We start from the raw sequence: 26,595 nt of genomic DNA, 5'->3' as shown, positions 1-26,595 counted from the left end.
CGAACGAATGGCTTCCTCACGTTTATTATTGAAGTTGAAGCTTTGCTCCCGTCTGAATATATGCTCCAAGGCATTTGTGCCGACTGGGGGACTGCAGATCAGTGGGATGGAATACATCAGATTTGATTAATTTAAAATGAACTCATAAACAATACTATTTTGTTTGACAAAAATTCTATAAAAGTATACAATTACTTTAATAAAATAATGATTAATGTATACATAAAACGCAGGGGGGTACAATAATATGAAAATGAGTAGCGCAACTAAAAGAGCCCTAGAAAGAAACTATTATCAAAGTTGTGACTGGTTTTGTGATTTTAAAGAAAGTGATGTTGAAGGAATAGGATTCGAAGAAAATGTTCATAGAAGAGATCCTAGCAGCGTTATAAAAGTTAATGATTTATATTATGTGTGGTATACAAAATCTGAAGGTGAATCCGTAGGATTTAATACTGGCGATGACAATGCAAAGGTTTTTCCATGGGATCAATGTGATATATGGTATGCAACATCAAAAGATGGAGACAAATGGGTAGAAAAGGGACCTGCTGTAAAAAGAGGTGGGAAAGGCGAATACGACGATAGAAGTGTTTTCACACCAGAAATATTAGAATATAACGGAATGTACTATTTAGTATATCAAACAGTTCAAGCTCCATATAAAGTGAGAAGTTTTGAAAATATTGCAATAGCAAAAGCTTATAGCCCAGATGGACCTTTTGAAAAATCTAAAACTCCAATTTTAGAGCCTACAAAAGATGGTGAATGGAAAGATGATAAGGATAATAGATTTGAAGTAACTAAAAAAGGTGGGTTTGACAGCCACAAAGTACATGATCCTGTATTATTTGATTATAAGGGAAAATTCTATTTATATTATAAAGGTGAAGCTATGGGTGAACAACTTTATATGGGTGGTCGTGAAACAAAATGGGGTGTTGCCATTGCTGATAATGTAGAAGGTCCTTATGTAAGAAGTGAATATAATCCTGTAACTAATAGTGGACATGAAACTTGTTTGTGGAAATATAACGGTGGAATAGCAGCATTTTTGAGAACTGATGGAGTAGAAAAAAACACTTTACAATTTGCTGAAGATGGAATTAATTTTGAAATTATGTCAGTAATAAAAGAGGGCCCTGAAGCATGTGGTCCATTTAGAAGTGAGAAAAATGATATCTATCAATTAGAAGGAATGAGATGGGGTTTATGTCATGATGTAGATGGAAAATGGGGCTTCATTAAGAAATTTGACTTAGATGAATGGCAAAAAAACGTATATGTTAACAAAAAAATGTATGAATAACAAGAAAGGATATAAACAATGCGAGGAATAGATTTTAATAGGGATTGGAAGTTTACATTAGATGAAACTGTTGCCCCTCATATGAATCATATTGATGATTCTACATGGAAAGATGTTGTTTTACCCCATGACTGGAGTGTAGATTTTCCTTTTAATAAAGAAGAAGGTGACGGCTGCACAGGCTTTTTATTAGGCGGAATGGGCTGGTATAGAAAACATTTTATAACAACTGAAGAAATGATAGATAAAGAAGTTTGGATTGTATTTGATGGTATTTATAACCGCTCAGATATATATTGTAATGGTCATTTTATAGATTTTTATCCATACGGATATGTACCTATAAAGATTAATTTATCTTCATACTTAAATCCAATTGGGCAGGATAATTTAATATCAGTGAAAGTTGATCACACAAGATATGCAGATAGCAGATGGTATACAGGTTCTGGAATATATAGAAAAGTATCCATGTATATACTCCCTAAGGTGAACATTCCTGTATGGGGAACCTATATCAATACACCTAGAGTATCAAAAGATGTAGCTGTTATAAATGCAGAAACTACAATAAGTAATAATTTTTTAGAAGCAAAAGAAATTAAATTAGTTTCTAATTTATATGATCCAGAAGGAAAGAAAATAGATACACAAGAAACTAAAATATCAATTGATGCAGGTAAAGAGCTTAAAGTAGAACAAACCTTTGTTGTAACAAAGCCTAAATTATGGGATATACACAATTCATCACAATATAAAATTCAAGAAGAACTTATTGTTGACAATGTTAATGTTCAAACATATGAAACTAAGATCGGTCTTAGATCGTTTGAATTTGATGTTGATAAAGGATTCATATTTAATGGTGAAAAAACATTAATTAAAGGAGTATGCTTACACCATGATGCAGGTTTAGTTGGAACTGCCGTGCCTTTAGATGTGTGGCGTAGAAGATTAGAAAAACTAAAAGAATGTGGCTGTAACGCAATCCGTACTGCGCATAATCCAACATCAGAAGATTTCTTGGATTTATGTGATGAAATGGGATTCTTAGTTCAAGAAGAGTTTTATGATGAATGGGATAATCCAAAAGATAAAAGATACAACGGAAATGAAATAAAAGTTGATTATATTACAAGAGGACATGCAGAATTCTTTAAACAATACGCTAAACAAGACTTACAAACTGTAATGTATAGAGATAGAAATCACCCTTGTATTATCCAATGGAGTATTGGAAATGAAATAGAGTGGACATATCCTAAATATAATATCGCTACTGGATACTTTGGAGCTGAGACAAACGGAAATTACTTCTGGACATTACCTCCTTATAGCATTGAAAAAATTCGTGAAAATGTAAAATTATTACCTGTTGATAAATATGAAGTAGGGGACACTGCTAAAATATTAGCTAAATGGACTAAGGAAATTGACAGTACAAGACCTGTTATAGCTAACTGCATATTACCATGTGCAAGCTATGAATCTGGATACACAGATGCTTTAGATATGGTTGGATATAGTTATAGACAAGTAGAATATGAGTATAATCATATTCATTATCCTGATAAACCTATTATGGGAACTGAAAACTTAGCGCAATGGCATGAATGGAAGCATGTTTTAGAAAAAGAGTATATTGCTGGGGTTTTTTTATGGACAGGAATTGACTATTTAGGCGAAGCGGGAAATACAACTGTTTGGCCAAGAAAAGCTACAAGATCTGGATTGCTTGATTTAGCAGGCTTTGAAAAGCCTTCATATTATATGATGAAAAGCTTGTGGTCCGATGAGCCGTCACTTTATATAGCAACACAAACTGTTAGTAAATCTTTATATCATTTAGATGATACTGGAAATCTATATGAAGAAGATAAGGATGCATGGAAACAAAGACTTTGGGAGTGGCAGGATGTAAATCACCATTGGAATTATACCGAAAACGAAATGGTAGTTGTTGAAGTATATTCAAATTGTGAAAGCGCTACTTTGTATTTAAATGACTATATGATAGAAACGAAATATTTAAAAGACTTTGAAGATCATATATACAAATGGGTAATACCGTTTAAATCAGGCTGTTTAAAAGTAATTGGTGAAAAATCTGGAAAAGTAATTGAATATTCAATTACTTCTGCATCTAAAACAAGTGGAATTAAATTGATGACTGATAAAGTACGTCTAAGCAATAACATAGATGAAGTTGCTCATATAGTTGCTCAACTCATAGATGAAAACGGTATTGATGTTATTCACCAAGAACAAACAATACAGTTTATTCTAGACGGAAAATACTCGATTCTTGGAGTAGATAATGGAGATGCGGATAGTGTACAAAACTACAAGTCACGAAGCTGCATAACTAAAAACGGAAGATGCATGCTTATATTGCAAAATAAAGGGGAGACAGATATAACCGTTGAGGCTAAATCTGATAATATTAATAGTATTAACACAATTTCGATAAAAACAAATATGTGCAATTAATCGAAAAAACATTGCGATTTTAGTTTTTAAAGTATACAATATTGTTATGATTACAGCTTTTTAAGTTGACAAAATTATTATATTTTTCAAGAAATGGTTTAAGTTTGAAAGAAAAAATATGGATACTGAGAACACTGTTGTAACATATTAAAGACCAAAGACCATACGCTGCGCAGAATCTCAACATAATTCTAAAACAAATCAAGAAATACGGATTTCCTTGAAGATGCAACAAACCGAAATTACCAGAGATTTATTCAGATTGGTGAGTTCTCATAAACTCTCTGGAAATTTTAAAAGCTTCTTGGAATCGCTTCCAGAAAGGTTTGGCATGTAAAAGGGCGAATATCTTGAGAGGTCCAAAGAAGGAATGTTAGAGTAATGCTCTCGTGTATGGATAACCCGCTGTCAGGAGACGGGTGTGGATATCCAAGAGTAATCCCAAGACGTATCCTTAGGTTGGGAATAACTATCCCCCTGCCGCTTTCTTTCTGGCCAACGGTCTCACCGGAAACAGTGTCATCCTTGCATGGCTTCTTCATCTCTGATTCTGTCAAATAAGAGGAAATCTTAGATCGAGTGAACAAACGAAAGTAGTAATTATTTTATAGTGGGAGATGAAAATAATAATATATTTAAAGTTGTAAGTGCTTTTGAATTTACAGTAATCAGTCATGAAATTGAGAGGAGTGGAATGTATTAATATGATAATGAGATTTGGAGAGAATTTCAACCTACTAAATAAATCGTTCAGAAAAAATTATACATTATATTTATTTTTGTTGGTGCCTGTTCTTTACTTTATAATATTCAAGTATATTCCTATGGCGGGAAATGTTCTTGCTTTTAGAAAGTATGTGCCTGGACAATCTTATTTTGGAGTGAAGTGGGAAGGCTTTAAATATTTCGAAATGTTTTTACAAGATCCGCAATTTTGGAATGCGTTTAAAAATACCCTAGTACTTAGTTTTGTGACTTTACTAATTACATTTCCGTTACCTATAATTTTTTCTTTATTTCTTAATGAAATTAACGGGAAGTATTTCAAGAAAGTAGCTCAATCAGTAACTATTATTCCTAAGTTCTTATCTGCAGTTGTAGTAATAATGATATTAAATACATTATTATCACCATCTAACGGGATTGTTAATTTGTTACTAGAGAAAATAGGTATTGGATCTATCTATTTTTTAAATGAAGCATCGTGGTTTAGGCCAGTATATATTGTTTCAGAAATATGGCAGTTTCTAGGATGGAATTCAATAATTTATATGGCAGTTTTAGCTTCAGCTGATCAACAACAATATGAAGCTGCTATGGTTGATGGTGCTAGTAGACTTCAACAAACTTTTCATATTACTATGCCATTGCTTTTGCCAACAATAGCAATAAATCTTATTATAGCCGTTGGTAATATACTCAATCTAGGCTTCGAAAAAATACTTTTAATGTATACTCCTTCAACATATGATACATCAGATATTATCCAAACATTTGTATATAGAATAGGTCTTATTGGAAATAACTTTAGTTATGGTACCGCAGTTGGCTTGTTCCAAAGTGTAATTAGCTTGCTATTGTTATGGATGACAAATAAAATCACCAAAAAATATTGGGGAAGTGGATTATGGTAAGGATGGTGGGCTTTAAATGAAAAAAAGTAGAAGTAGAAAAGTATTTGAATTCACGAATTTAACTCTAATGGCATGCTTGACCTTAATGACAATATATCCAATTTTCAACCAATTAGCTTTATCTCTAAGTAGTACTGATGCAATTTTAAATGGTAAAGTAACAGTATTTCCAGTGGATTTTTCTTTAACTACCTATAGAGATATTGCAAAAGAATCATTGTTTTGGGGGAATTATATAAATACTATTTGGTATACTGTTGCTGGTACAGTTGTTAGCCTAGTATTAACAACTACGTGTGCGTATGCTTTATCTAAAAAGATTTTACTAGGAAGAAAAGTAATATTAAGACTTATGGTATTTACTATGTTTTTTGGTGGTGGATTAATTCCGACCTTCATGCTTGTAAAAGATTTACACTTAACTGATAGTATTTGGGCGATTATTATACCATATGTAATTGTTCCCTACCATATACTGCTTATGAAAACTTATTTTGAAGGATTACCTGGAGACTTAGAGGAAGCTGCAGAAGTAGACGGTTTAGGACAATTTAGTTTCTTTACTAAAATAGCGCTTCCATTATCTAAACCTATATTAGCTACAATGACTTTATTTTCAGCAGTTTTATATTGGAATGATTGGTTCACTGCTCTAATTTTTATTAATGATAGTGCTAAATATCCAGTAACTTTATACCTTAGAAATGTAATGATGGGAGCAACTATGGCATCTCAAACCGGCCAAACTATAGATGCTTCAGTTAAATCAATCCCGCAAGGTATACAAGCCGCTTCAATGATGCTTGTAATAACTCCTATATTATGCATTTATCCATTTGTTCAAAAGCATTTTGTTAAAGGCGTTATGATAGGAGCTATTAAAGGATAAAGACAAAGCTTATAGAACTAGGATCTGCTAGCAAGAATATTCCTTTCTATATTAAATTCTAGATGAAAGATTCTTGAACATTGTTACAAAATAATATATATATATAATTTTGTAAACGTTTAACAAAATATTTTTCAATGGAGGGTAAAAAATGAAAAAAATTATTTCAACAGTATTGATGACGGCTCTAGCAATCTCTATGATTGCAGGATGTTCAGAGTCAAAGTCTTCATCAAATTCAGACCCAGCTAAGGATGGTTCAGATGATTCATTTGAAATATCAATGCTTTATTCAGATAACGCGAGTTATCCATATAAAGCTGACTGGAAAGTATGGGATATTATTAAAGAACATACTGGTGCAGAAATTAGTGTACAGGCAGTACCAGAGTCAGATTTTGAAGCGAAAAAACAAATCGTTTTTAACTCTGGGGACATTCCAGATATAATTACTAAAACATTTGCTTCTGAAGAAGAGGGATTATCTGGATTACTTCTTCCTATTAGCCAATATGAAGATGAGATGCCTAACTATAAGAAGTTTTTAGAAGAGAGCGGTATGAAAGAAGAAATTGAAAGAACTAGATTGTCAGATGGAAATTACTATACATTACCAGTAAACGCTCACGAAACAAGGCTTCAAGATCAACAATGGTTAATAAGAAAAGATGTCTTTGAAAAAAATAACATTCCAATTCCTACAACCTTAGAAGAAATGTATGAAGCTGGAATTAAACTTAAGCAAATTTATCCTAATTCCACACCTCTTATAAATCGTTTTGGTTCCGGTAACATTATGGCAGCTATTGCTGCTGGATTTGGAACAGCAGCTGGTTGGTCATTAGAAAATGGAGAATACTATGATGCTAAAACTGATTCATGGACATTTGGACCAAGCACAAATAATTGGAAGAATATGTTGCAATTTACTAACAAGTTATTTGTAGATGGAGTTTTAGATCAAGAATTTGCAACTTTAGATAGTACTGTTTATGAACAAAAAATTGTAAAAGGCGATGCTTTTATATTATATGATTGGACAGGAAATATAAAGAGATATAATCTTCAAGGCAAACAAAATGATGCTGATTTTAACATGACTCCTATTTACCCATTGAAAGGTATAGATGGGAATTATGCAATCTCTTGGAAGAGTCAAGCTGCTCAAGGTTGGGTTTTCCCTGCAACATTGAAAGATGATAAGGACTTTAAAGATATATTAAAATTTATTGACTGGTGTTACACTGATGAAGCTGAAGTTTTATTAACTTTTGGTGTTAAAGATGAAACTTATAAAGAAGAAAATGGAGTATTGAAATATGTTGATGATAACGTTGATTATAATGCTGTATATGGTTTGAATAATAATAGTCTAGCAGTAAGACAACACTCAGATTTTTTATTTAGTTCTTTATCAAAAGAGCAAATAGACTTATTTGACAAAATAGCTAAAGATAATATTGTACCAATCCCTAATCCTAAATCGCCGTTGACAATAGATAATATTGATAAAAGTAAAATTTATTCTTCTACACTTACAGATTTTGCTAATACTACAATGGAAAAATATATTTTCGGGAAAAGTTCAATTGATGATTGGGATAAAACTGTAAAAGAATTTGAAGCTAAAGGTAGTGGAAAACTTACTGAGATGTACAATGATGCCTGGGAGAATAGAATGAAACAATAATTTTAATTTATTATTTCTCTCGACTTTAGCAGCTTAAATCTCCAAAGAAAATCTTGATAACCAAACCACTGAAAAACATGGATTTCCTGGATATCTAAAAGTGAACATCTAAAAAGACGACATTCATTCTAAGTTTTCTCGAATGAAATGTCGTCTTTTGCTATCGTGCACCCGGCATGGGCGATAACTTGGCGGTGAAAGTCCGCTACAGGCTTGGCAGTAGGAACTGTTAGCCAAAGGCAAGACCCTCTATGTCAATATAGAATATATGTTCGGGCATTGAGGCGAATTTATTCCGGTAATGATGGCATGTAATTTATACCACTTTATGGAAACACTTCAACTGAGCGCTCTAAAGATAGCAGGGTCGTACTGTTCTTGTTTCTTCCACAATGCATAAATAATACGTACCCAGTTGTTAGCTAGTGAACGTATCGCTACATGATGACTCTTTCCTTCTTTGCGTTTGCGGTGAATATTTCGATGAAATAGAGCCATCATTCCGGTTTTAAGCGAGCCAGTCGTCCGGAAAAAATGAGCCGCCTTTCCGGGGGAAGAGCCACCAACGTGCAGCGGCTCCGAATATATAGGAATGGTTTGATTGTGTAGGATGAATGCACGATTCGATCAAGGATAGAATCTGCCAATGTGCTTTCACCGATTTTCCCATGCCAGCCGGCAGGAGTGAACTGCGAGCAGAATATGGTTGACCCTTTTTGATGACGAGCCTCCACGATCTCAAGGAGATCCCGGCCCTCACTCTCCTTTAGCGAGACAAGCAGCCATTCGTCTAGGATTAATAAGGGGATTTTTTTATAGGTCTTCATTATTTTCTGGTGGATTCCTTCGCCTCTAGCCACTGCCAGCTCATTTAGCAAATCGGGCAAGAGTACATACTTAACTGGGTAGAAGTTTCTGCAGGCGGTAGTGCCAAGGGCGCAAGCCAGATAGGTTTTTCCTGCACCCGATGCGACCATGATGATAATATTGAGCTTGTCCTGAATATATGCTACGGTTGACAATCGCAGGATCTGCGTACGGTCAAGTTTTCGATCAACGTGATATTCAATATCCTCAATGCAAGCATTGCTTTGCTGGAAGTCGGCCTTGCGAATTAACGAAGATAGCCGATTGTTCTTGCGTCTGGACCACTCCATATCCATTAGAAGTCCAAATCGTTCTCCAAACGAAAGGGCTTGGAAGTTTGAATTTATTAGGTGGTTTTGATAGGATTACGTCATTGCCTCAAGGCGTATTTATTGTAGTTTGCGTAAGGTAGGTTCATAAGTCATGTTTTAACCCCTCCCGTAATAATCTGCGCCACGGATGAATCCATGGTTCTCAGAAGAGGATGATGGTTCGTTTCTTTCTGGTTGTGTTTCAAGCCGATCCTGTCCGGTGGTCAAGATCGTTTTAATACTTTGGAAGCTTGGCCTAGGTATATAGGATAGTGCTTTGGCATAAGCAGCTTCGAGACGAACTACCCCATGCTTGTCTGCCAGCTTAAGGAGTTTACATTGACGGTCGACCACTTTCGGATTAAGCGGATAAGCTTTAAACCCATGTTGTAATAGCGCACTTACCAATAAACCTCGGCTTGTTTCAATAAAGCAATAAGCATTGTCAACAGGAATAGATAATTCATCGAGCCTCTCAATGAATTCTTTTATTCCTTCATAACTGTGAGGGATCTCGAACGAAGAAATATGTTTAGAACACTCAACTAAAATTACGATTGTATGTTTCTCGTCAGCCCAATCAATCCCTACAAAAAACATGAACACCCTCTCCTCCAGTAAACAATGATTAGCAGTGGCCTAATACTTTAGTGCTCGAAGCACAACCCTCTAACGACTGTTTAATCGCTGTATTCTGAGGAAAGCATGTCTTGCCTAAGGGATCGAGTCCCGGGGTGTCCAGGCTTTTCCCCAGAATGTTACTACTATAACCTAGATTAAACGTATTAGGGTGTTACCGCGAGGTGGAATCTGAAGGAAGCCGGAGGCAAACCCTCGGTCTGACGAACAGAAATCACATACAAGGCATGGTGGGACGGACGAACTTGCATCTCAAAGCGAAATCCAATACTGCCCGAATCCTATCATGTAAATGTGGCAGATAGATGAGGGGAAGGTTATCGCTCTTACCCGGGGAGATCTCACAGACGTCGGGTAGGGAAAAAACTCCGAAATACGGAGTGAAGCTTGCTGTGAGAAGTCAGCAGAAGCCATAGTGCGTGCGTGGCAGCACGATCATCAGGTGGGTTAAAGTCCCGCTGAGCACCGGACTAGGGGGCTCATATCCAAACTCGGGGGTAACGCCTCGGGGGCCGGTATTTTTTTACTGGAGGGCAGGGCGTCTGCCGCGAGGCAGAGTCTGAAGGGCTTGAGGAGAAGTACCAGGCCGTAGTGAATCGGGGCTACCCGAACTCGCTAACCGGTCGGCCAAAGATGGGGCAGGGTGAGTCTGCACTATGGAGACGAAGGCGTTCTAGTCCACCCATCGCACGTTCACGTCTACTCGACCACCTGGAAAATAGGTTTAAACCCTTGGGGGCGTAAGAAGAATTCAATATATTTATTTGTATTGACAAAAAAACACCTTGCTTGTTTGGTATCATGGAAGTGTCGAATCAACCATGCCAACAAGAAAGGTGCGTAACTCTATGTTACAACAACATTCCCTGTCTGAACAGTCTCGCTTTTCCAAACTTTTTGCCACTCTACACATTGGGAAATCCTTGAGTCACGCGGGCATTTCTAAATCCTTTTATCTTTCGAGTCTAGCGATTTTTCAAATTGTTTTCTCTTTGGTCTTCGAAGGTAAGAACTGGTTTCGACTCCTAGAAAGTGACCGTGGAGCGGATATTCCCGGCAAAGATGTCTTAAATCAAGCTTCTTTTGCTTGGCGGCGCTTTTTGCAGGCATTGAGTCTTCGCATCGTACGCGATTTCGAATCGCTTGTTTCATCTTCACGTGTACGAGTGTTCATCGTCGACGATTCCGTGCTCAGCCGAAACCGAAGCAAAAAAGCAGAGCTACTGGCACGAGTCTTTGACCATTCCATGGGCAAATTCACTAAAGGTTACACCATGCTAACCCTGGGCTGGTCGGATGGTTTTAGCTTCGCTCCGCTTGATTTTGTCATGCTGTCTTCCGCCAAACTGGCCAATCGGTTGTGCGAAATGGCTTCAAATCTCTCGAAACGCAGCAACGGATACAAACGTCGAGGAGGCCTTTTCTCGGAAGCCGAATGCGGTTGTTGCCTTGCTGGATCGGGCGTTACAGGCTGGATTCACCGCCGATTATGTGCTTATGGATAGCTAGTTTACGCAGGCTCCACTGCTTCGTGAGCTCACCGCCAAATGTCTTCCGGTATTGGCATGGTTAAGGAAATGAAGCAGCGCTATCTGGTTCAAGGCAAGCGAATGACGCTGCGTGAAGTGTTTCAAAGCCTTCCCAAATCAACTGCCAAAGACATCAAAGGTTCTGTCATCGTACAAACGGCCTGCGGTCGGCCCGTGAAGATTTTTTTTGTGCGTAACCGAAATAAAAAACGGGAATGGCTGGCGATTTTAAGTACAGACGTGACCCTGGATGCAGCTGGAATCGTACGAATCTACGGCATGCGCTGGAGTATTGAGACCTTTTTCAAAGTCACCAAAAGCTATTTGAAACTGGGAACGGAGTTTCAAGGTCGGTCCTTCGATCAATTGATTAGTCATACCACGATTGTATTCAGCCGTTATTTAGTGATGGAATACGAACGGCGTCAATCGAGTGATGATCGGACACTGGGAGGACTCTTTTTTCTCTTAGCAGATGGGGTCCGCGATTTGGACTATCAGACCGCCCTTCAGCAACTTATGAGTTTATTTCTCGAAATGTCAGAGACCAAAACCAAGAAGAACAAAACATCTGTTTTTTGTCAACTACAGGATAGGACATCTAGTTTACCCAGCTACATCAAGGGTTTATTTGGAGACTTGAGCTGCGAAAGTTGAGTTAGTAATAAGTATTTTAAAAATGATTGAGTCAAATTTGAATAAATAGAAAATGTTTTTCTGACCTTGAAGTTTTGTTAATTCTTAATTTCCGAATTTAGTAATATTTTGAAAATATCTCCATTCGTATATGCATCAAATAAGTCATGCGTTCTATTACAATAAATGATGTCTGGGCTTATTGTTTTTGAAAGATAAGGTTTAATATTTTCAGGCACAAATATTCCAAGCGCCTTCACAGAAAGATCCTTACAACGTTCTAAAACTCTATAGAATTCCACTAATTCATAGGGCATTGCTGAGCTGCAGAGCAAGCGAATGTCCGCATGTCTAAAGTCTTCTTGAACTATTTTCTCTCTAATAATGCCGCAGTCTACGATAATGAAGTTATAGTCTCGATTTAATTCATTAGTAAAATAGAAATCGGAATCTTCTATTACATAAGCATTTCCCGATTGTTCCGGTTTAAATAATTGAACGATATGAGCTAGATGATTATAAGAATTGGCCTCCACATAACATGCTGTCCCACCATGTGCATTGATCCAACAGACTAGATTAAATGCCGTAGTTGTTACACCCACACGTCTATCACATCCAGCAATTGCAATTGTGAAGTTGCTACAGGTGAAATGATACTGTTCTACTTTATCTAAGGATGTATTCAGTTGTGGATCCACACTGTTATGAAGGGTTTCAACGGAATTTTTCCGATGCATTCCAAGTTCAGAAAAACACTCTCGAATCTCGCCTTTAATAATCTCCATTTGTTCAGCAGTAACTACATTCGGAACATTTGCCTGTAGCAGTCCTTGAAAAAAAGGACTGCTCTCCGGCAGCCCTTCCGAAATCACAATAACTCTCATTTCATACATCATCTGAAAAGATAATAGTGCTTGTATCATTTCTTCGTTAGTCTCTTTTATTGCTCCACGCTCAATTGCTAAATAGCGAACATGGCTATAAAATCGCATATCTTTGACCACAAAAGAATTGAGTGAAAATGACCCAATCAGCTTTTTTATCGGCAATTCCAACTCAGTCTCAATAAAATCTAGCAGATTAACTTTATTACTACTAGTTAGATATAGAATCATCCTTTACCCTTCCTTCATGAATAATAATATAATCCCAATGACCACTAGACCCATATAGAAAAAAAGCTCAATGAACTCTTTCTTTTTGTCCATCCTCATCGTCCTCCTGCTGTTCCCATATAAGCAAACTTATATTCAGGGATATCAAAGTGGACATGCAACCTCTTGGAGCCAATCATCAACAAAGCATGTTCACGCTTCTTGCTAGCTAGAAGTTCTTCCTCTGCGGCTGTTAGATTATAAAGCTCTCGTGTTTCTTGAAGGTTTTTCCCGTCCGTCCCCATCAATATTTTGATACAAGGAATATCCAAAAGTGCCTGTCCGTACATCTTTACTTCAGGAGCTAGAAAGTCGACGACACTATGAGAGATAATTGCAAGTCCGGCTTCATATTTACGGGCCCGTTTCTCTACATTACGCAGGAAAACTAGGCTCTGAGGGACATTTGGGTCAATCATCAAATAACACTCATCACAGATCAGCAGAACCCGTTCTGCTCGGTCCTGAGACATTTGCTCCCAGCACCAGGATAAAAGGTTAAAGTATTGAGTTCGTTTGATATTCTCAGAAGTATTCTGAAGAGTGTGGGTGTCCAAACAAATGCAACGACTATGGGTTTGGATGGTGCTGTGACCATTCCATAAAAAAGAGTCCCCACCGTGTGCAATATCATGCAGCAGTAAGGACAACTCTTTATACACTTCATCTCCAAGCTTGTTTTCCTTGCCATGAATCAGAGCGTAGAGGTCAGAAAAAGTAGGGAAGTCGGTGCTGGCTAGTTTCGTAATATCTGTGGTCCACGTAATTAGAAACTGATTATACAACTCAATCAAACATTGCTTAAGGACAGCTTTTTGCATCATGGTCAGGTCAGGGATGTAGAGGTTAAAGAAGATTTCCAGATTCTTCAGATGAAGCGCCATGTCGGACATACCGTGACCTTCATCTTTATAAAGCGGAAATTGCTCATCCTCTTCATCGCGTGGAGCGGGGCGAATTTGCAGTGGATTGATTCTACCATTAGATCCACCGCCGGCGTTAATCCAGTCGCCATTTAGCCTCTGGCAAAGTTCCTTATATTCCGATTCTGGATCAATAAAAATAATTTTGGTACCCTTCATGTATTCACTAAGTGCCACATGCTTTACAGCTGTAGATTTACCTACGCCGGCCACGCCCATAATGACGATGTTTGAATTGGTTCGGTCGCCACCACGCTTCCATGTATCGACGATGACCAACCCGCCGCTAGCGTCCTGAGCGAAATAATAACCCGTTCCGTCATTGAAGCCAGAGCTTGCAAAGGGGAAGCCTCCAACGAAGGTACTCATCGGCATGATTTTGTTAAGTATATCTCCAATTTGATCTTGTGCAGGGTACATGGGGGAAAGGTGACGAAAGCCCTCTTTTTGAAGATGGGCCAGGTTTCGAATTTTGCAGCGCATCATACTGAAGGTATTTTCAACACGTCTACATGCGCGAGTGAACTGCTTATCATCTTCTGCAAATGGCATGACCATTACATTCATAAGGCCAACCGTTTCACCGTTTTGGTCGATCTGCATCATAATGTTCTCACCATCGGTAGCCGCCTTGTCTGCTCGTTGACGGGTGAGAGGATCTTTAGCACTGTCGGCTATGCTGCGATTTTGTGTAATGGATTTGGATATTGCGGAGATTAAGGCGCTATTATCTATAGGTTGAAAACCGATGGATACCATGGTAGATGGCATATTGGTTAGTGTGGAGAGCCAACCGACATCGGCTTTGGGAGGATACTGAATGACGCCATACATTTTAGCTGTTTGTTCACCAATCACAAGGCCGTTACGAGAAAACTCCAGGCCCATAGGAGTGATTGCGTTTAGAAGCGAAGGATTCACAGATAAAGATGGAGATGTGGGTTTCAAAATATCAATTCTCCTTTCCGCTTATGATCCAGAAGGGGCCACCTGCTGCTGCATTCTTTCGGGCTTCGTTCAAAATAATGGGGAAATCCCATTCCTGCTCACTTCGCTTTCGACTGGCTGGATCGGCGACAAGAATCTTGCCTTCAGAGGTGACACCTCGAAGGACCATGAAATGCCCTGAAGAAGTGAAGTGACCTTTACCCATAATGGCAACAACCAGTTTCCCACTAGCTAAGGCATTAATGATGGTTTGCTGGTCTTTTTGTGCAGCACCTTGAACATTTAAACCAAAATACTGAGCACCATCAGGAATTAAGCTATGGTAGCTACCGGTTCCTTCTGCCAAATAACCACTGTTATATGCCCAATTAGCCATAGTGACTGGATCGATCCTTTTACTGGTGAGGGTCGAAACGACAATTGATAAGGAAGTTGGACCGCAACCGGATACGCCAATGGTGTCCCTGGGACCATAAGGTTTATCTGCCCAACGGGAGTCCATTTGGTTGTAATAGACAACTTCGCGACTTCCATCCTTAAACGTTACTCCCTCATATTGCTGTCCCTGGCTTTCCGCATATCCTTCGTCGGTATTTTGTAGAATTTGGGTGAAACCATAGTCGATACGCATTTCATTTACAATGGGGGTTTCATCAGCGGAGAGCCAAATTTTGAGTGACTCTAAGGGGGAGGTAAGCAGTTGTAGAACCATAGCGATGAGAATTAACAAGGTGGCTGCCAGAAGTAAAATAAGCATCAATATTCGTTTACGAACTTGTTCGTCCGAGGCGATTTTAAAGGCTATTTTGGACAGTAACTTCGCGGTGAAGGGATCCAAGTTCTACACCTCCAACTTCGCAAGAAAAGGAATCACATTTTCAGGTTCTGTCGTTTCGAGGTGGGTGTAGGAGGGATTGTTAACTAAGTTGCATAACTGAACGATGTCTTGCTGTTTTAAAAGTTGGGTCTGCACTTGGCCATCTTCAAAATGCTGGGCGAGCCTTTTAGCTTTGTCCAAGAGGTCCCGTTCAGTTCCGTCATTTTGTCGCTGCCAGAGGATTAAATAAAATTGTCGCTCAACTACTTCACCTGAGAGAGTGAGCGTGTTCATCTCCAGCATTTCTTGCCGGAGCAGTTCTTTCTGCTTAGGGTCTGCGGTAGAGAGTAAGGCACTGAGTTCTGAAATTAGAGGGGATATATCTACAGGGCGGCTTACCGCAAGAAACTTAAATGGATAGTTGAAAGAGGATAATTCGGCTGTCAGCTTGCTAATAAGCATCCGTTTTTCTGAAGTACTCAATAAATCCAGACTAATCGGGAAGATCCGTAAATAGCTCATCAGCCAACCATCTTGTGTATGAAGGAAGTTCCCATGAATGTCTTGTACTTGGACGAATTCTTGTGCTGTTTGCATGGCAAGATCAGTGGTGATATTGGATTTTGATTTACTTTTCATGAGGCGAAATAAAACAGCTCCTCCGCCAAGAAGGCAGAGGAGCAGCACAATGATGGGCAGCAGCATAAAAGCAGCACCAACTTTCTATATTGTTTTTTTCGGTGCAATGTGCCAATCAGAGAATAGGTTCCCGGAGATCGTAATCGTTTCTTGCATTTGAAGAGTCAACATGCCTTCAGGTGTCCAGGCATCCAAAATGCGTGTAATTGGACTATAAGGTCCATCAGGGAACCAAACTGGCGTAAAGTGAACTCGACTTTGGTAAGTTGAGTAGTCATTAGTCTTCAAGCAAAAATTGGCGTTCACTCCACCTGATTTGAGGTCATGAAGTCGCCAGTAGGTTTGATAAGAAAACTCCGGAAAATAGGTGACGGCGTGCTGGGCACCTGTGATGTGACTACTAGGAGCATTAGAAGAGGTAGTGCCGTTGCTGGTTATCTCAATGCCATATCCTGATTTCATCCTATTGGAGGAAAGAGCAGGTGATTTAGTATCAGGTACAACTGATTGGGTGGCAGATAGGGAAGCGAAATAGCTGGTCCAGATATAATCCCACCACCCTGTATCTTTCCAATATCCATAATCTATCCAGTAGCCGGTGTCCTTTCCGGTACTGTGCCATTGCCAGTTAGAAATCCAGACCCAGTATTCATGCCAACTAGCCGACCATATTCCCCAGGAGGCAGTAGTTATTGATGGATAGTTAGGAACTGCAGGGAGTTGAAATGAGTCGTTACGATCTGTGGCAGTAGGATTGGGCGGCGGACTCTGGTCAAAAGCTATGATTGAAGCTGTTATAGAAGAGACATTGAGTGAGCCGTTTGTTGAACTCACCTGAATGGAGATTGATTGCGGTGTGCTAGGTGTATGCCATTTTACCCAAACCAACTGACTATCACCTTCCGGAATGACGATGTTCGTCACCGTATAAGTGCTGCCCATAATCGCAAACGTAACTCTTGCAGGATTATCAGGTGTGATCTCAGCAGAGGTGGAAAGAAGTACGGAGGTAATCACATCGGTATCTGTTCGGTATTGATAGCTCGTCTGACTGGGGGGAGGGATAGTAGGGGTGTTATTAAAGCGGACGATGCCCAAACCAAGGGAAGTAATTATTTGATCATTACTGACACGACTGCTGGTCGAACCATTCCAAGCGGGGAAGCCCAGATCGGAGGTCTCTAAAAATATTGATAATGGTTGGTTTTGATGAGTGAGGCTAACCATTTTTGAACGTAAGCCGCCATTGAGAATTTGATCGTATAAAGCGGCCTCATGGGCAGTCATCGCAATCTTTACACCTTGAAAGGTGATATAAGCAATTGGTTCAATAAGGAGTTTGTAGTTACCGTTTATTAAAGTCTCGTAGTCAATATTTGTTGCGTTCGCTATCCGAATTGCCATGTACTCTGAACAAAAATATCTTTTGATGAGCTCTAAACTCGGTTCAGCTTTACTCGACTTAATAATGAAAGGTAGACGTTCTCCAGGCTGTACATATGTGTAAGGGGCAGTTGACGGTTTTAAAGTTGTCCCTTTGCTATACTGTAGTTTACTGACTTTTCCGAAATGAATAAGTGAGCTTGGAGGAGTGCGATTTGTAAAATCAATAGGGGTAGATAACGGCATCTGATCAGCTGCTCTTATTACAGTCACCCTGACTCCTTCATCGTTTGTATTCCAAAAGTTTTCCCCACTGCCGCTACCTAAACCACCACCACCAATGTCGATATTCCCATCACCAGTACCATCAGCGTTTATACTATACGACATGAAAATGGTCATTGTAAGTAATAGGATAAACATACATTTTAAAAATCTACTCATAACCCATGCCTCCAAAAAAGAAAAAGACGCAGCAACACGCCGCGTCTTTTCTCATGTTTTGTGATTTTAATTCATGTCTCCAACTTGCTTATTCAAATCACCATCATTTCCAGTTTCAACAACTTGGGTTCCTCCCCCTTGATCCTCAACCCATCCAAATCCAGGAATGTAAACCTTCCCATCATTATTTTTAGCTCCAGCCTTTGGCTCATCATTTGGTTTATTTGGTTGAGTTGTCTCTTCCTCATAAGCTGGAGTAGAAGCAGGAGACTGTGGTTTTGTAGAAGCCTTAACCTTGGGCTTAGGTGGCTGGGTAGGTTTAGGTGTTTTTGCAGGTTGTGTAATAGGTACTTCAACGTTCTTCTTTTCTTTTTCTGGCTGAAGTACAGGAGTTTCAGATATGGTAGGCAGAGGGGTAATTTCGGCAACAGTGATGGGGGAGGGACTTGGGCTTGGATTCTGGGAGGAGTAAGTAGGGCTTGGCTCTATTTCAGGAATATTGATTTTAGAAGGGTCTACCGCAAATACAGTATTTGTTGAATCAGGTATCTGACTACTGTCTTGATGTGGCCATGCCGCACAAGTGACAATAAGTCCGATAATCACAATTCCTCCAGCAAAAGCCCATATCTTTTGCTTCATTGTTCTCGACTCCTTATAGCATATTTGTGTTCTTACAAATGATCCCGTCCTTCTATTTTACTGTATAATTCTGTAAAATCCAATGAAATCAGCTAACATAATGTTTTTTAATGAGTTTATGAGCTGAACCGAGGCATATATACTGCTTTAACATGTAACTCTGCATTCATTGGAGGTAGATGACCCCAACCAAAGGAAAGTGGCACCTCCAGTTGAATTACTGCTTCAGCCGTGAATTGCTCCATGGTGTTCGGAGTAGAAGGAGCAAACGGTGCATTAATGAGAGTTACTGCTAATCCGGATAAACTATATTCCACCTGATCTCCAATCAGTTTGGCATATCTTGTCCCTTGTTGGGCCAGTCCCAAATTCTCTTGTAGCCGAGGATAAATATGTCCTGTGGAGACCTGCTCTTTCCATTCGTTTCCGGACCGTAAATAACCGCCGGAGTAACTTTGCCGCAGGCTACTGTATACATAACTGTAGTTTTCAGCAACCACGGCAATAATGGAACTTTGCACGGCACCACGTACACCACTGGCAATAATCGTTAGTCTCATATATTCAAAAATCACACTAGAAAACATTAGTATTGCTAATACAATGGCAACAACTAACGGAAAGCCATTTCCGGATTTGTTAGTCACCCACTTCATTTCCAATACACCTCAGACTTTCCTTGAGCTCTAGCGGAGAGTTCAATGGGGAAGGAGCCGAAATCTCCAAATAGTCCGATGTTAACAGTGGTTTTCAAAGTTACCGTTACTTCTTCGTTAATTTGAATTTCTCCGGTTCTACTCCACGCAATTGTAGGGTATAGGCCAGTTTGTGTTTGTAATTCACTAGCACGCCAATTAGTCTCATTGCCAACTCTACCGGATATCTCAGCTTCTCGTACCAGTTCCGCGGCGAAAGTGTCCAGTTGATTCTTTACGACAAAGACCGGAAACACCTTGATCGCCAGAGCTACGCATAACATGGCAGCCAATACTAGCACCACCACATCGACGTAACCTTCTCCGCGCTTACTTCGGAGGATGGACACCTAGCATTCCTCCCTTCCTTCTGGATGGTATGCATCAGAATAACTTGCCCATCGCCCTCATGATCTCCATGCCCAAGATGACAATGTACATCAGCATAAAGCAGCCGAGCATATAGAATGAATACTTGCGTACTTTGCCTGGACGCTTCATTGCAATAAGCTTGAGTCGCTGAATTTCTATCAATTTGAAGTCATGTGCGAGCATTTCAAAATAGACGACTCCATGATCACCACGCAATACGGCTAGTAACCCCCGTACAATATCAGATAACATCGTGCTGCCAATACGTGTCTCGAACCTCAGCAGGGCTGTCTCCTGATTGCCGCTCTTTATATCCGCTATAGTAATAAATAATTCGCTCTGCAAGCTGACCCCGGCATTTTTGGCGTAGACCTCAAGCATCCGCAGCACGTCTCTGGTGGCTTTAAGTTCTTGCGCGATAGTGGCCACAAACCGGGGGAGTTCGGCTTCAATTTCTTCTCTTTTTTTGCGAACAGATTCACTTGCCGCACCGATATTCTTGAAAAATACGGCGATAGCCAAAAAGATAAAGAGTGGTGAAATCAGCGGTAAAATTGGCAGGCTGACTAATCCTAAACCGAAAATCAGACCTGCTTTTACAATGGAATGGGCTACAAAGGCTTGCGGGGTTAGTGGAATGCCAGCTGACTGAAGGGTCGCAGCAGTTTTGCGTTTATAGTACTCACTTAGTGGAAGTTTTGGAGCTAGCCAGGAAGAGATACGAAAGACAAGAGCATCTAAGCTAGAACTGCTTTTCTTCCCAGTTCGTGCGACTCGAATGACAGCCTTCGAGGCAGCAAGTGTAGGAAGTTTAATCAGGTCCGCTAATACGAGATAAGTTCCAGCAGCGAAGGTCAAACCAATGAACAATAGTAATCCGGACATCATAGATAGTCATCTCCTTTAGCGCTCCCATTCTTCCTCGCGGACTACACCATCCCAAACAGGCTCCGAGTAAGGAGCTGGAATATAACGTTCGACTTCCTCCAGACTTTTGAGGGTGATGGCCTCGTAATTAATCGCCTCTTCAGCTGCTTTCGGTAATTGCCCCATCTGTGTCAATGAAGTGAAGCCAGCATTACCAATAATGATGTGATCCAAAATACCAATATGAAGCGGTTCGAAGATTGCAACCAATCGTTTGGTCATCTCAATATCTTCCCAGGATGGCTTTAGGCTTCCGCCCGGATGGTTATGCGCCATAATGATGGATGTGCAGTCACAATTCAGCGCAGCTTTTAAAATATTGCGAGGATACACTGGTGCTTCGGTAAGACCACCTTCAGAAATAATCCGTGTTTCAATCACATGGTTACCATTATCTAAGAAGGCGACCATAAAGCGTTCTCGGTCCCGTAGTCCTTGTAAAAATGCGGAGAAGTAGCTTCCTGCCAGCTCTGGAGAGGTGATTTTTTGCTGTGTATTCTCCATTTCCCACCGCAGAACACGATGGGAGATGAGGAATTCATTAAGCTGCTCTATTTTCTGTAATTGCATTGAAGTGAGCTCCAGGGAATAGGGATGCTCCAGAGCATTCATTAGGTTATTGGTATTTCCATAGATCTCTAATTTATCGAGTGGAATACCCGTTAGCTGATGAAGGGATTGGATATAATCTTTGACCATTCTCTTATCAAGGGAGTCTTGGCCCATCGGATTCGCTCCTTTCAGGAGATGGGACTAGCTCCAATGCCAGTAAGATCTTCTTTACTGCCTGCAGCTTAATTTTCAAATCGCCAGACAGTTCCTCTTCCTCGAACCGGTCCCAAAAGTTACGGAACCCGTATTCCTCAATCAGGGACTGCAAGCTGATCTGATCTTGCGGGGAAGCCTCAATCAGATCCCCTAGTAGCCGTATAGATTCGTGCATTTAAATTCTCCTTTCTTACCGTTTGTATTCCAGAGGACGTGTAAGCCGGATCACTGCTGCCAGGGAGACAAACAACGCCAATGCGCAGATTGAAAGTACGATATGCCCAGGGGTGCTCGTAGTCAATGTATGGAACCAGCCGTGATTCAGAAAATAAAGCAAGGGGATATTGCCGACGAGTAGAATAGCCATGGTCAGAAATTCTTTTAACGGCTCATAAAGCAAATAGTCAAGTTCCGCCGAGACAACACGCATATCGGACAATTTGGCGACAATGGGCATGAGTGTAGATTTCAACGTTCGGTCATCCTGACAGGCAATCAGAGCATCACACCACTCTTGAAATACAGAGTTGTTAATTCGGCTTCTAAGCTGTAGAGTTGCCAGTCTGAGATTGGCATGAATCAGTTTCGTTTCAGCTAGGAATGCTTGAAACACATCTGCTACGGGAGGATTCAAGTAAGGGAGATTTTCTTCAATTGCTGCCAGAATATTCTCGTTACGCAGGTAGGAGGTGGTAATGACGGAGAGAGCCGTTTCTAATTCACTACCAAGCCGCTTCTTGTAGAAGGTGGAGCTGAACAAGACACCCCAAAAAGGAAGCAGGGCAAATCCTCCAGCCATTATGGGCAACAACCACAAGTTGTTCATGAGGATTGCCAGCATAGCTCCTATAATTGCTAAGGTTAGGGAACCGGCGATAAGCAAACCAAACCGTTGACTATGGCCCGTCTGTTCTAGAATGGCTTGGGCTTCTTGTACTGTAGCTCGCCAGCCCTTAAGTTTCTTGTGGTGCTGAATAGCACGGATTCGTGTTGCTAATGATTGATTTCGAATAGATAAATGGGAGAGTAGTTCGGAGATTTCCTGGACGAAAGTGTAAGGAGCGAGTTGAAGAATCAACATGCAGCCCGCAGTTAACCCGATAGAGGCTACCAGCAGCATAAACGTCATGAGGCTTCACCTCCGGATAACAAACGCTGCAATGAGGACAAGGGCAAACCGTTTTCGAGCAACCGTTTTTGTAGGCTGACAGAAATGTCATTAACTTTCTCATAAGCGCCGTCGATGCAAATAAGGCCGGCTTCTTCGTAAGTAGCATGAACGGCAAATCGGAATAACGTATGAATGACACGCTGACCATCTGGGAGGATGCAGCATTCCGTGATTTCCATCATCCGGCGGGTATTGTCCTCTAGTTTTTTCACAAACAAAATGAGTGGGAATGCTTCTGTTACCAGGTTATACAGGGTCTGGTCATTCATATCATATTTCTGGGTACAGAGCGTCACCATGCGGTAGTACGTAGCAAAACAAGAATTTGCATGGGTAGTGGTAATCACAGTATGACCAGTTCGAGCTGCTTCTTGAGAGGCAAAAGCTTCAGCTGATTTCATTTCCCCGACGCAAATAATATCGGGGTTGGCAGTCAGGGCAAATTCCAGTAGCTTTTCCTGATCGATATGCTGGCGGAGGTCTTCGCTGGAGCGTGTCACCGTATGCACCACATTGTTCAGAACGCGGCCGTTATCGTCGGTAATAACCAGATCAAACTCACGGCAATCATTTTCAATAGTGAAGATGCGTTTGTCATAGGGGATCGTGGAGAGCAGCCAGCTCATCAAGGTTGTTTTCCCGCTGCCGGTGGCTCCAGTGACGCACATGGATACCCCGTACCTTAGACAGATGCTGAGGAAGTCCAGCATTTCTGCGGTCGCTGTTTCATTCTGAATAAAATCCTCTCGGGCTAACTTTTGCGGGTTAATGATTCGTATGGAGGCAGCAATCCCTTTATCTTTATCTGTAATGGGAGCACCGAACACGGTAATACGAATATTGTTGGCCAGATGGCCCCGAACAATGGGCTGAGAATAGTCTAGGATCATACCGGACTGATGCAGTAGCCGCCGTATGACATCAACCGCATGCTCGGGAGAAGAAAACTGTTCTTCGGCAGGGAGTATTCGTCCATCCGTATAGCTGATTTTCACGTCATTGTAGCTGTTGATATTGATTTCCTCAACATCTCTTGAAAAGAGATAACGAGTCAAAAAGGAATACTCCACCATCTCGGCATACAGTCGGTCAATCAGTTCATCGAAGGTAAGTCCTGGTACATGTAGTCGTTGGTCGGTTAGATATTGACTCATGTAGGAAGTGATCTGTTGTTTTTGTTCTTCTGGGTGGCGGCTCATCAGTGTGGCGTATTTTCCGGAAAGATATGTCTGGACTTCTTTTAGCACATCCACAAAGGGCTTAGACTGAGTAGCAGAGAAAAATAGAGAAGATGCTTGATTCATTGACCATCACCTCGGCGCTTTGGAAGGAATGATTTTAGCCAATGGAGGAGATTTAAGGTTGTCGTATTACTGGTAGAAGTCTTAGAAGATTTATCCTTTGACTTTGCTACTTGATGGTACTCTTCCGGTAAAGCCAGTTGAATTAAATGTTCAATGCCACTGAGATAAGTCTTTGCTTCTTTGCCAGGTAAATCATCGAGCAGACGGCCATCTGCCGTTTGTTGCTCTAGCTCAGTCACGTAGGGAAGGGTTACCTCAATGCCCCCGAAGACTTGACTATATTCCCTTTCGTTTTGCCCTGCTTTAACATTGGATAGTACAGAGACATTCAAAGAACGGAGAAATCGTATATCCGTCAACAATGGTAAATAGGAAGCATAGAACATCAGGCTTTTCAACTCACAGCTGTGCAGTCGATAGACGGTATCTGCCAGTTCTAGCGCTATCGTGGAAAGGGGGTCGGCGGACAGATAACTGGAGCAGTCAACCAATATCACGTCTGCCATATGTCTTGCCAACGTTAGGAAGTCGACAGCTCGTTCCCTGTCGTAAGAAGCATACGTAAAAGCGGTATCCCCTTTTTTGTAACCAATCAGAGCGATATGAGAAGAACCATCCAGTGGTAGAGCAAAACGTAGTAATTCTTCTTGAGTTAGCGCAGGCAGACTGAGCAGTTCGCCCAGGGAGCGTTGTTGCTTGGCGGCTTGCGGCAAGATTGTGGAAGCGGAGGGGCAAAGCGCATCACAGCAGAGAATCAGAACATTTTTCTTTGTAGCGGCAAAGGCTTTGGCCAGCTTGATCGTGGTTACGGTCTTACCGCTACCGGGATTGCCCCAAATAGCGATCAACGGTTTATTACTCATCTGCCTCCCCTTTCTTTTGCTGGGCCGTAAAGTAAGCATCCTGTTTGTCGGTAAAGGCTTTGGCAGTTACAGGGTCGCCGCGGTACACAAGGGACGTATGCAGCTTAGCTTTATTCTCAAGATCAGCTAATAGCTGGGCCTGCTGCGGTTGAACCAGTAGTGTTAAGGTTGAAGGGAGTTCGTTATCCTCATCGTCTTCGGAGGAGCCGTTATTACCTATTTGGGCGTCTAATCCGCTGCTTGCAGTGACAGCCAATACTTCAACATACTGCAGCTCTGGAGGCATGGTGGTCGTACGCATATCTCCGTAATCTGAAGCGATCAAAGTCACTATATCCCCAGGTTGAAGTTTCCCGGATAATCCTGCTGCAAGGCTCTTAATGGTGACGGACAAGGCTTGTTTGTGCCCATCCAATCGATTGAGGTAAGCATCTAGTGGAACAGCAGACAACTTGGAAGGAAGCAAATAGTCGCCAGTTTTGAGGTCCACCGCCGCATATTGTCCAACAACGGCCTCCGTTACTTTGAGAACAGCTCCAGGTAAGTGGAGCTTTCCTACCTCTACGGTTTCTACCTGTTCTGACTGAATTACCGATCCTTTGGCGACATCCTTGGTGATACGGATGATATGAGTCGTATCACCGGCTGCACGGTTTAAGAGTGGTGCAATGCCAAAACAAATAATGAGGGATAGTAGAATGCAAGCTGCTCCTAATACAGAACGATTTTTAAATCTGTGCATAAGTGACAAAACCTCCTGAGGAAGGGTTTAGAGTTGGAGTAGGATAAACGCAAAAAGGCCGCCGGCAGATAAAAAGGGGGCCAGCGGCAGAGATGTTTGTTTAGCAGATTGGTAACCGGATTTGATACTAACTCCTGCAGCAGTGAATAAAACAAGTGTTAACCCAATGATGCTTTGCATCGTGCCACCAATAGGACCTAGAACAAAACCACAAGCAGCCATGAGTTTGATATCCCCGCCACCGAGCTTACCTTTGGAGATTACAGCGGCAAACAAGTACGGTAAGCCAGTCAGGAGCATCCCAGATAAGGAGAACAGAGGGGAGAAGTGTATGAATCCAACAGCGGTGATAGCTACGGAAAGAGAATCAGGAATGCGGCGAGTTTTCACATCCTGAAAGCTGGCAGAAGCCAGGAGCAAGGTGAGAAGTAAACCTTTTAGAAGGATGATTAGGGACAGACTCAAGGTTGCTCCTCCTGCCACGGCCATTCAGGTAGACTTCTGTAGGGATATACCTTTTGGCTTTTGGCAAAGCGAACCATAAAGCGTACTTGATCGAGAACAGACAGATTATTTCGGTCTTTAGTGGTCATCATCACTGAGGCGGAAACACCGGTTAAGAAAGTAACCAAGGCCATCGGCACACTGCCATTGATCAGCCAGAGCAGTAGTGCTAGAAGTACAGTGAGCAGCGAACCAATAAAAGCCTGACCTAATTGCTGTTTGCCAAAACCGGGAAACCATTCGGCTTCCGGCTTCACACCCATCGGAATATACAACGTTTGCGATTCTTGAGTCATCTTAGA

The 26,595-nt window shown here is 40.9% G+C and carries 23 protein-coding genes and 2 pseudogenes; 6 read left to right on the top strand and 19 right to left on the bottom strand.

The window, feature by feature from the left end:
- Positions 1-247 precede the first annotated feature (247 nt).
- From Q0V21_RS05125 to Q0V21_RS05105, 5 genes are all read left to right on the top strand, one after another.
- Positions 248-1,309, top strand: a complete 1,062-nt coding sequence (locus Q0V21_RS05125) for a glycoside hydrolase family 117 protein (protein ID WP_301877861.1) — start codon at positions 248-250, stop codon at positions 1,307-1,309.
- An 18-nt stretch (positions 1,310-1,327) separates the two neighbouring features.
- The gene (locus tag Q0V21_RS05120) at positions 1,328-3,799 is read left to right on the top strand and encodes a glycoside hydrolase family 2 TIM barrel-domain containing protein (RefSeq protein ID WP_301877859.1); all 2,472 of its coding nucleotides are present in this window, start codon (positions 1,328-1,330) and stop codon (positions 3,797-3,799) included.
- 704 nt (positions 3,800-4,503) lie between these two features.
- The gene (locus Q0V21_RS05115; RefSeq protein WP_301877858.1) at positions 4,504-5,433 is read left to right on the top strand and encodes an ABC transporter permease; all 930 of its coding nucleotides are present in this window, start codon (positions 4,504-4,506) and stop codon (positions 5,431-5,433) included.
- Positions 5,434-5,449: 16 nt separating this feature from the next.
- Positions 5,450-6,322, top strand: a complete 873-nt coding sequence (locus Q0V21_RS05110) for a carbohydrate ABC transporter permease (protein WP_301877857.1) — start codon at positions 5,450-5,452, stop codon at positions 6,320-6,322.
- 151 nt (positions 6,323-6,473) lie between these two features.
- The gene (locus Q0V21_RS05105) at positions 6,474-8,012 is read left to right on the top strand and encodes a type 2 periplasmic-binding domain-containing protein (protein ID WP_301877856.1); all 1,539 of its coding nucleotides are present in this window, start codon (positions 6,474-6,476) and stop codon (positions 8,010-8,012) included.
- 497 nt (positions 8,013-8,509) lie between these two features.
- On the opposite strand, the pseudogene Q0V21_RS05100 reads toward Q0V21_RS05105, so the two are convergent.
- Together Q0V21_RS05100 and Q0V21_RS05095 are read right to left on the bottom strand one after the other, a co-directional pair.
- A pseudogene (locus tag Q0V21_RS05100) lies at positions 8,510-9,253 on the bottom strand (ATP-binding protein).
- Positions 9,254-9,307: 54 nt separating this feature from the next.
- On the bottom strand, positions 9,308-9,790 hold the full coding sequence (locus tag Q0V21_RS05095) for an IS110 family transposase (protein WP_301877855.1): 483 nt from the start codon (positions 9,788-9,790) through the stop codon (positions 9,308-9,310).
- A gap of 887 nt (positions 9,791-10,677) precedes the next feature.
- Here Q0V21_RS05095 and Q0V21_RS05090 point away from each other — a divergent pair.
- Positions 10,678-12,015, top strand: a pseudogene (locus Q0V21_RS05090) (IS4 family transposase).
- A 77-nt stretch (positions 12,016-12,092) separates the two neighbouring features.
- On the opposite strand, the gene Q0V21_RS05085 reads toward Q0V21_RS05090, so the two are convergent.
- The 17 genes from Q0V21_RS05085 to Q0V21_RS05005 form a co-directional block, all read right to left on the bottom strand.
- Positions 12,093-13,112: a hypothetical protein gene (locus tag Q0V21_RS05085; RefSeq protein ID WP_301877854.1), complete on the bottom strand. Its 1,020-nt coding sequence runs from the start codon at positions 13,110-13,112 to the stop codon at positions 12,093-12,095.
- Positions 13,113-13,207: 95 nt separating this feature from the next.
- Positions 13,208-15,022 carry a VirB4 family type IV secretion system protein gene (locus Q0V21_RS05080; RefSeq protein ID WP_301877853.1) on the bottom strand — a complete coding sequence of 605 codons (1,815 nt, stop codon included), beginning with the start codon at positions 15,020-15,022 and terminating at the stop codon, positions 13,208-13,210.
- Positions 15,023-15,026: 4 nt separating this feature from the next.
- Positions 15,027-15,860, bottom strand: coding sequence for a C39 family peptidase (locus tag Q0V21_RS05075; RefSeq protein ID WP_301877852.1), 834 nt, complete (start codon positions 15,858-15,860; stop codon positions 15,027-15,029).
- Between the two features lie 3 nt (positions 15,861-15,863).
- Complete coding sequence (locus tag Q0V21_RS05070; RefSeq protein WP_301877851.1) at positions 15,864-16,544, bottom strand: hypothetical protein; 681 nt, start codon at positions 16,542-16,544, stop codon at positions 15,864-15,866.
- Positions 16,545-16,562: 18 nt separating this feature from the next.
- Positions 16,563-18,305, bottom strand: a complete 1,743-nt coding sequence (locus Q0V21_RS05065) for a DUF8193 domain-containing protein (protein ID WP_301877850.1) — start codon at positions 18,303-18,305, stop codon at positions 16,563-16,565.
- Positions 18,306-18,371: 66 nt separating this feature from the next.
- Positions 18,372-18,947 (bottom strand): DUF6550 family protein, encoded by a 576-nt coding sequence (locus Q0V21_RS05060; RefSeq protein WP_301877849.1) that lies wholly within the window; start codon positions 18,945-18,947, stop codon positions 18,372-18,374.
- A gap of 116 nt (positions 18,948-19,063) precedes the next feature.
- Positions 19,064-19,603 carry a hypothetical protein gene (locus tag Q0V21_RS05055; RefSeq protein ID WP_301877848.1) on the bottom strand — a complete coding sequence of 180 codons (540 nt, stop codon included), beginning with the start codon at positions 19,601-19,603 and terminating at the stop codon, positions 19,064-19,066.
- The gene (locus tag Q0V21_RS05050; RefSeq protein ID WP_301877846.1) at positions 19,600-19,992 is read right to left on the bottom strand and encodes a DUF4320 family protein; all 393 of its coding nucleotides are present in this window, start codon (positions 19,990-19,992) and stop codon (positions 19,600-19,602) included. Before Q0V21_RS05050 ends, Q0V21_RS05055 begins: the two co-directional genes overlap by 4 nt.
- A gap of 34 nt (positions 19,993-20,026) precedes the next feature.
- A complete protein-coding gene (locus tag Q0V21_RS05045) occupies positions 20,027-20,902 on the bottom strand; it encodes a secretion protein F (RefSeq protein ID WP_301877844.1) in 876 nt (291 codons plus the stop codon).
- Between the two features lie 15 nt (positions 20,903-20,917).
- Positions 20,918-21,667, bottom strand: a complete 750-nt coding sequence (locus tag Q0V21_RS05040) for a JAB domain-containing protein (protein WP_301877843.1) — start codon at positions 21,665-21,667, stop codon at positions 20,918-20,920.
- A complete protein-coding gene (locus Q0V21_RS05035; RefSeq protein ID WP_301877841.1) occupies positions 21,648-21,884 on the bottom strand; it encodes a hypothetical protein in 237 nt (78 codons plus the stop codon). Before Q0V21_RS05035 ends, Q0V21_RS05040 begins: the two co-directional genes overlap by 20 nt.
- Positions 21,885-21,899: 15 nt before the next feature.
- Positions 21,900-22,838, bottom strand: coding sequence for a type II secretion system F family protein (locus Q0V21_RS05030; RefSeq protein ID WP_301877838.1), 939 nt, complete (start codon positions 22,836-22,838; stop codon positions 21,900-21,902).
- The gene (locus Q0V21_RS05025; RefSeq protein ID WP_301877837.1) at positions 22,835-24,184 is read right to left on the bottom strand and encodes a CpaF/VirB11 family protein; all 1,350 of its coding nucleotides are present in this window, start codon (positions 24,182-24,184) and stop codon (positions 22,835-22,837) included. Before Q0V21_RS05025 ends, Q0V21_RS05030 begins: the two co-directional genes overlap by 4 nt.
- Complete coding sequence (locus tag Q0V21_RS05020; RefSeq protein ID WP_301877836.1) at positions 24,181-25,047, bottom strand: P-loop NTPase family protein; 867 nt, start codon at positions 25,045-25,047, stop codon at positions 24,181-24,183. The genes Q0V21_RS05025 and Q0V21_RS05020 overlap by 4 nt, the downstream gene beginning before the upstream one ends.
- Complete coding sequence (gene cpaB / locus Q0V21_RS05015; protein ID WP_301877834.1) at positions 25,040-25,789, bottom strand: Flp pilus assembly protein CpaB; 750 nt, start codon at positions 25,787-25,789, stop codon at positions 25,040-25,042. The genes Q0V21_RS05020 and cpaB overlap by 8 nt, the downstream gene beginning before the upstream one ends.
- Before the next feature lie 27 nt (positions 25,790-25,816).
- The gene (locus tag Q0V21_RS05010; protein WP_301877832.1) at positions 25,817-26,254 is read right to left on the bottom strand and encodes a prepilin peptidase; all 438 of its coding nucleotides are present in this window, start codon (positions 26,252-26,254) and stop codon (positions 25,817-25,819) included.
- Positions 26,251-26,589 (bottom strand): hypothetical protein, encoded by a 339-nt coding sequence (locus Q0V21_RS05005; RefSeq protein WP_301877831.1) that lies wholly within the window; start codon positions 26,587-26,589, stop codon positions 26,251-26,253. Before Q0V21_RS05005 ends, Q0V21_RS05010 begins: the two co-directional genes overlap by 4 nt.
- Positions 26,590-26,595 lie beyond the last annotated feature (6 nt).

Source organism: Paenibacillus sp. 11B (genome assembly GCF_030487755.1).
In the GTDB taxonomy this organism is placed as follows: domain Bacteria; phylum Bacillota; class Bacilli; order Paenibacillales; family Paenibacillaceae; genus Paenibacillus; species Paenibacillus vandeheii.
The sequence above is the reverse complement of the archived record's forward strand: the minus strand, read 5'-3'. Positions and strand labels throughout refer to the sequence as shown.

Excerpts from the sequence above, each read along its gene's own strand:
- Q0V21_RS05125 (WP_301877861.1), top strand. The coding sequence starts at position 248 with ATGAAAATGAGTAGCGCAACTAAAAGAGCCCTAGAAAGAAACTATTAT.
- Q0V21_RS05120 (WP_301877859.1), top strand. The coding sequence starts at position 1,328 with ATGCGAGGAATAGATTTTAATAGGGATTGGAAGTTTACATTAGATGAA.
- Q0V21_RS05115 (WP_301877858.1), top strand. The coding sequence starts at position 4,504 with ATGATAATGAGATTTGGAGAGAATTTCAACCTACTAAATAAATCGTTC.
- Q0V21_RS05110 (WP_301877857.1), top strand. The coding sequence starts at position 5,450 with ATGAAAAAAAGTAGAAGTAGAAAAGTATTTGAATTCACGAATTTAACT.
- Q0V21_RS05105 (WP_301877856.1), top strand. The coding sequence starts at position 6,474 with ATGAAAAAAATTATTTCAACAGTATTGATGACGGCTCTAGCAATCTCT.
- Q0V21_RS05095 (WP_301877855.1), bottom strand. The coding sequence starts at position 9,790 with ATGTTTTTTGTAGGGATTGATTGGGCTGACGAGAAACATACAATCGTA.
- Q0V21_RS05085 (WP_301877854.1), bottom strand. The coding sequence starts at position 13,112 with ATGATTCTATATCTAACTAGTAGTAATAAAGTTAATCTGCTAGATTTT.
- Q0V21_RS05070 (WP_301877851.1), bottom strand. The coding sequence starts at position 16,544 with ATGCTGCTGCCCATCATTGTGCTGCTCCTCTGCCTTCTTGGCGGAGGA.
- Q0V21_RS05065 (WP_301877850.1), bottom strand. The coding sequence starts at position 18,305 with ATGAGTAGATTTTTAAAATGTATGTTTATCCTATTACTTACAATGACC.
- Q0V21_RS05060 (WP_301877849.1), bottom strand. The coding sequence starts at position 18,947 with ATGAAGCAAAAGATATGGGCTTTTGCTGGAGGAATTGTGATTATCGGA.
- Q0V21_RS05055 (WP_301877848.1), bottom strand. The coding sequence starts at position 19,603 with ATGAAGTGGGTGACTAACAAATCCGGAAATGGCTTTCCGTTAGTTGTT.
- Q0V21_RS05045 (WP_301877844.1), bottom strand. The coding sequence starts at position 20,902 with ATGATGTCCGGATTACTATTGTTCATTGGTTTGACCTTCGCTGCTGGA.
- Q0V21_RS05040 (WP_301877843.1), bottom strand. The coding sequence starts at position 21,667 with ATGGGCCAAGACTCCCTTGATAAGAGAATGGTCAAAGATTATATCCAA.
- Q0V21_RS05035 (WP_301877841.1), bottom strand. The coding sequence starts at position 21,884 with ATGCACGAATCTATACGGCTACTAGGGGATCTGATTGAGGCTTCCCCG.
- Q0V21_RS05030 (WP_301877838.1), bottom strand. The coding sequence starts at position 22,838 with ATGACGTTTATGCTGCTGGTAGCCTCTATCGGGTTAACTGCGGGCTGC.
- Q0V21_RS05025 (WP_301877837.1), bottom strand. The coding sequence starts at position 24,184 with ATGAATCAAGCATCTTCTCTATTTTTCTCTGCTACTCAGTCTAAGCCC.
- Q0V21_RS05020 (WP_301877836.1), bottom strand. The coding sequence starts at position 25,047 with ATGAGTAATAAACCGTTGATCGCTATTTGGGGCAATCCCGGTAGCGGT.
- cpaB (WP_301877834.1), bottom strand. The coding sequence starts at position 25,789 with ATGCACAGATTTAAAAATCGTTCTGTATTAGGAGCAGCTTGCATTCTA.
- Q0V21_RS05005 (WP_301877831.1), bottom strand. The coding sequence starts at position 26,589 with ATGACTCAAGAATCGCAAACGTTGTATATTCCGATGGGTGTGAAGCCG.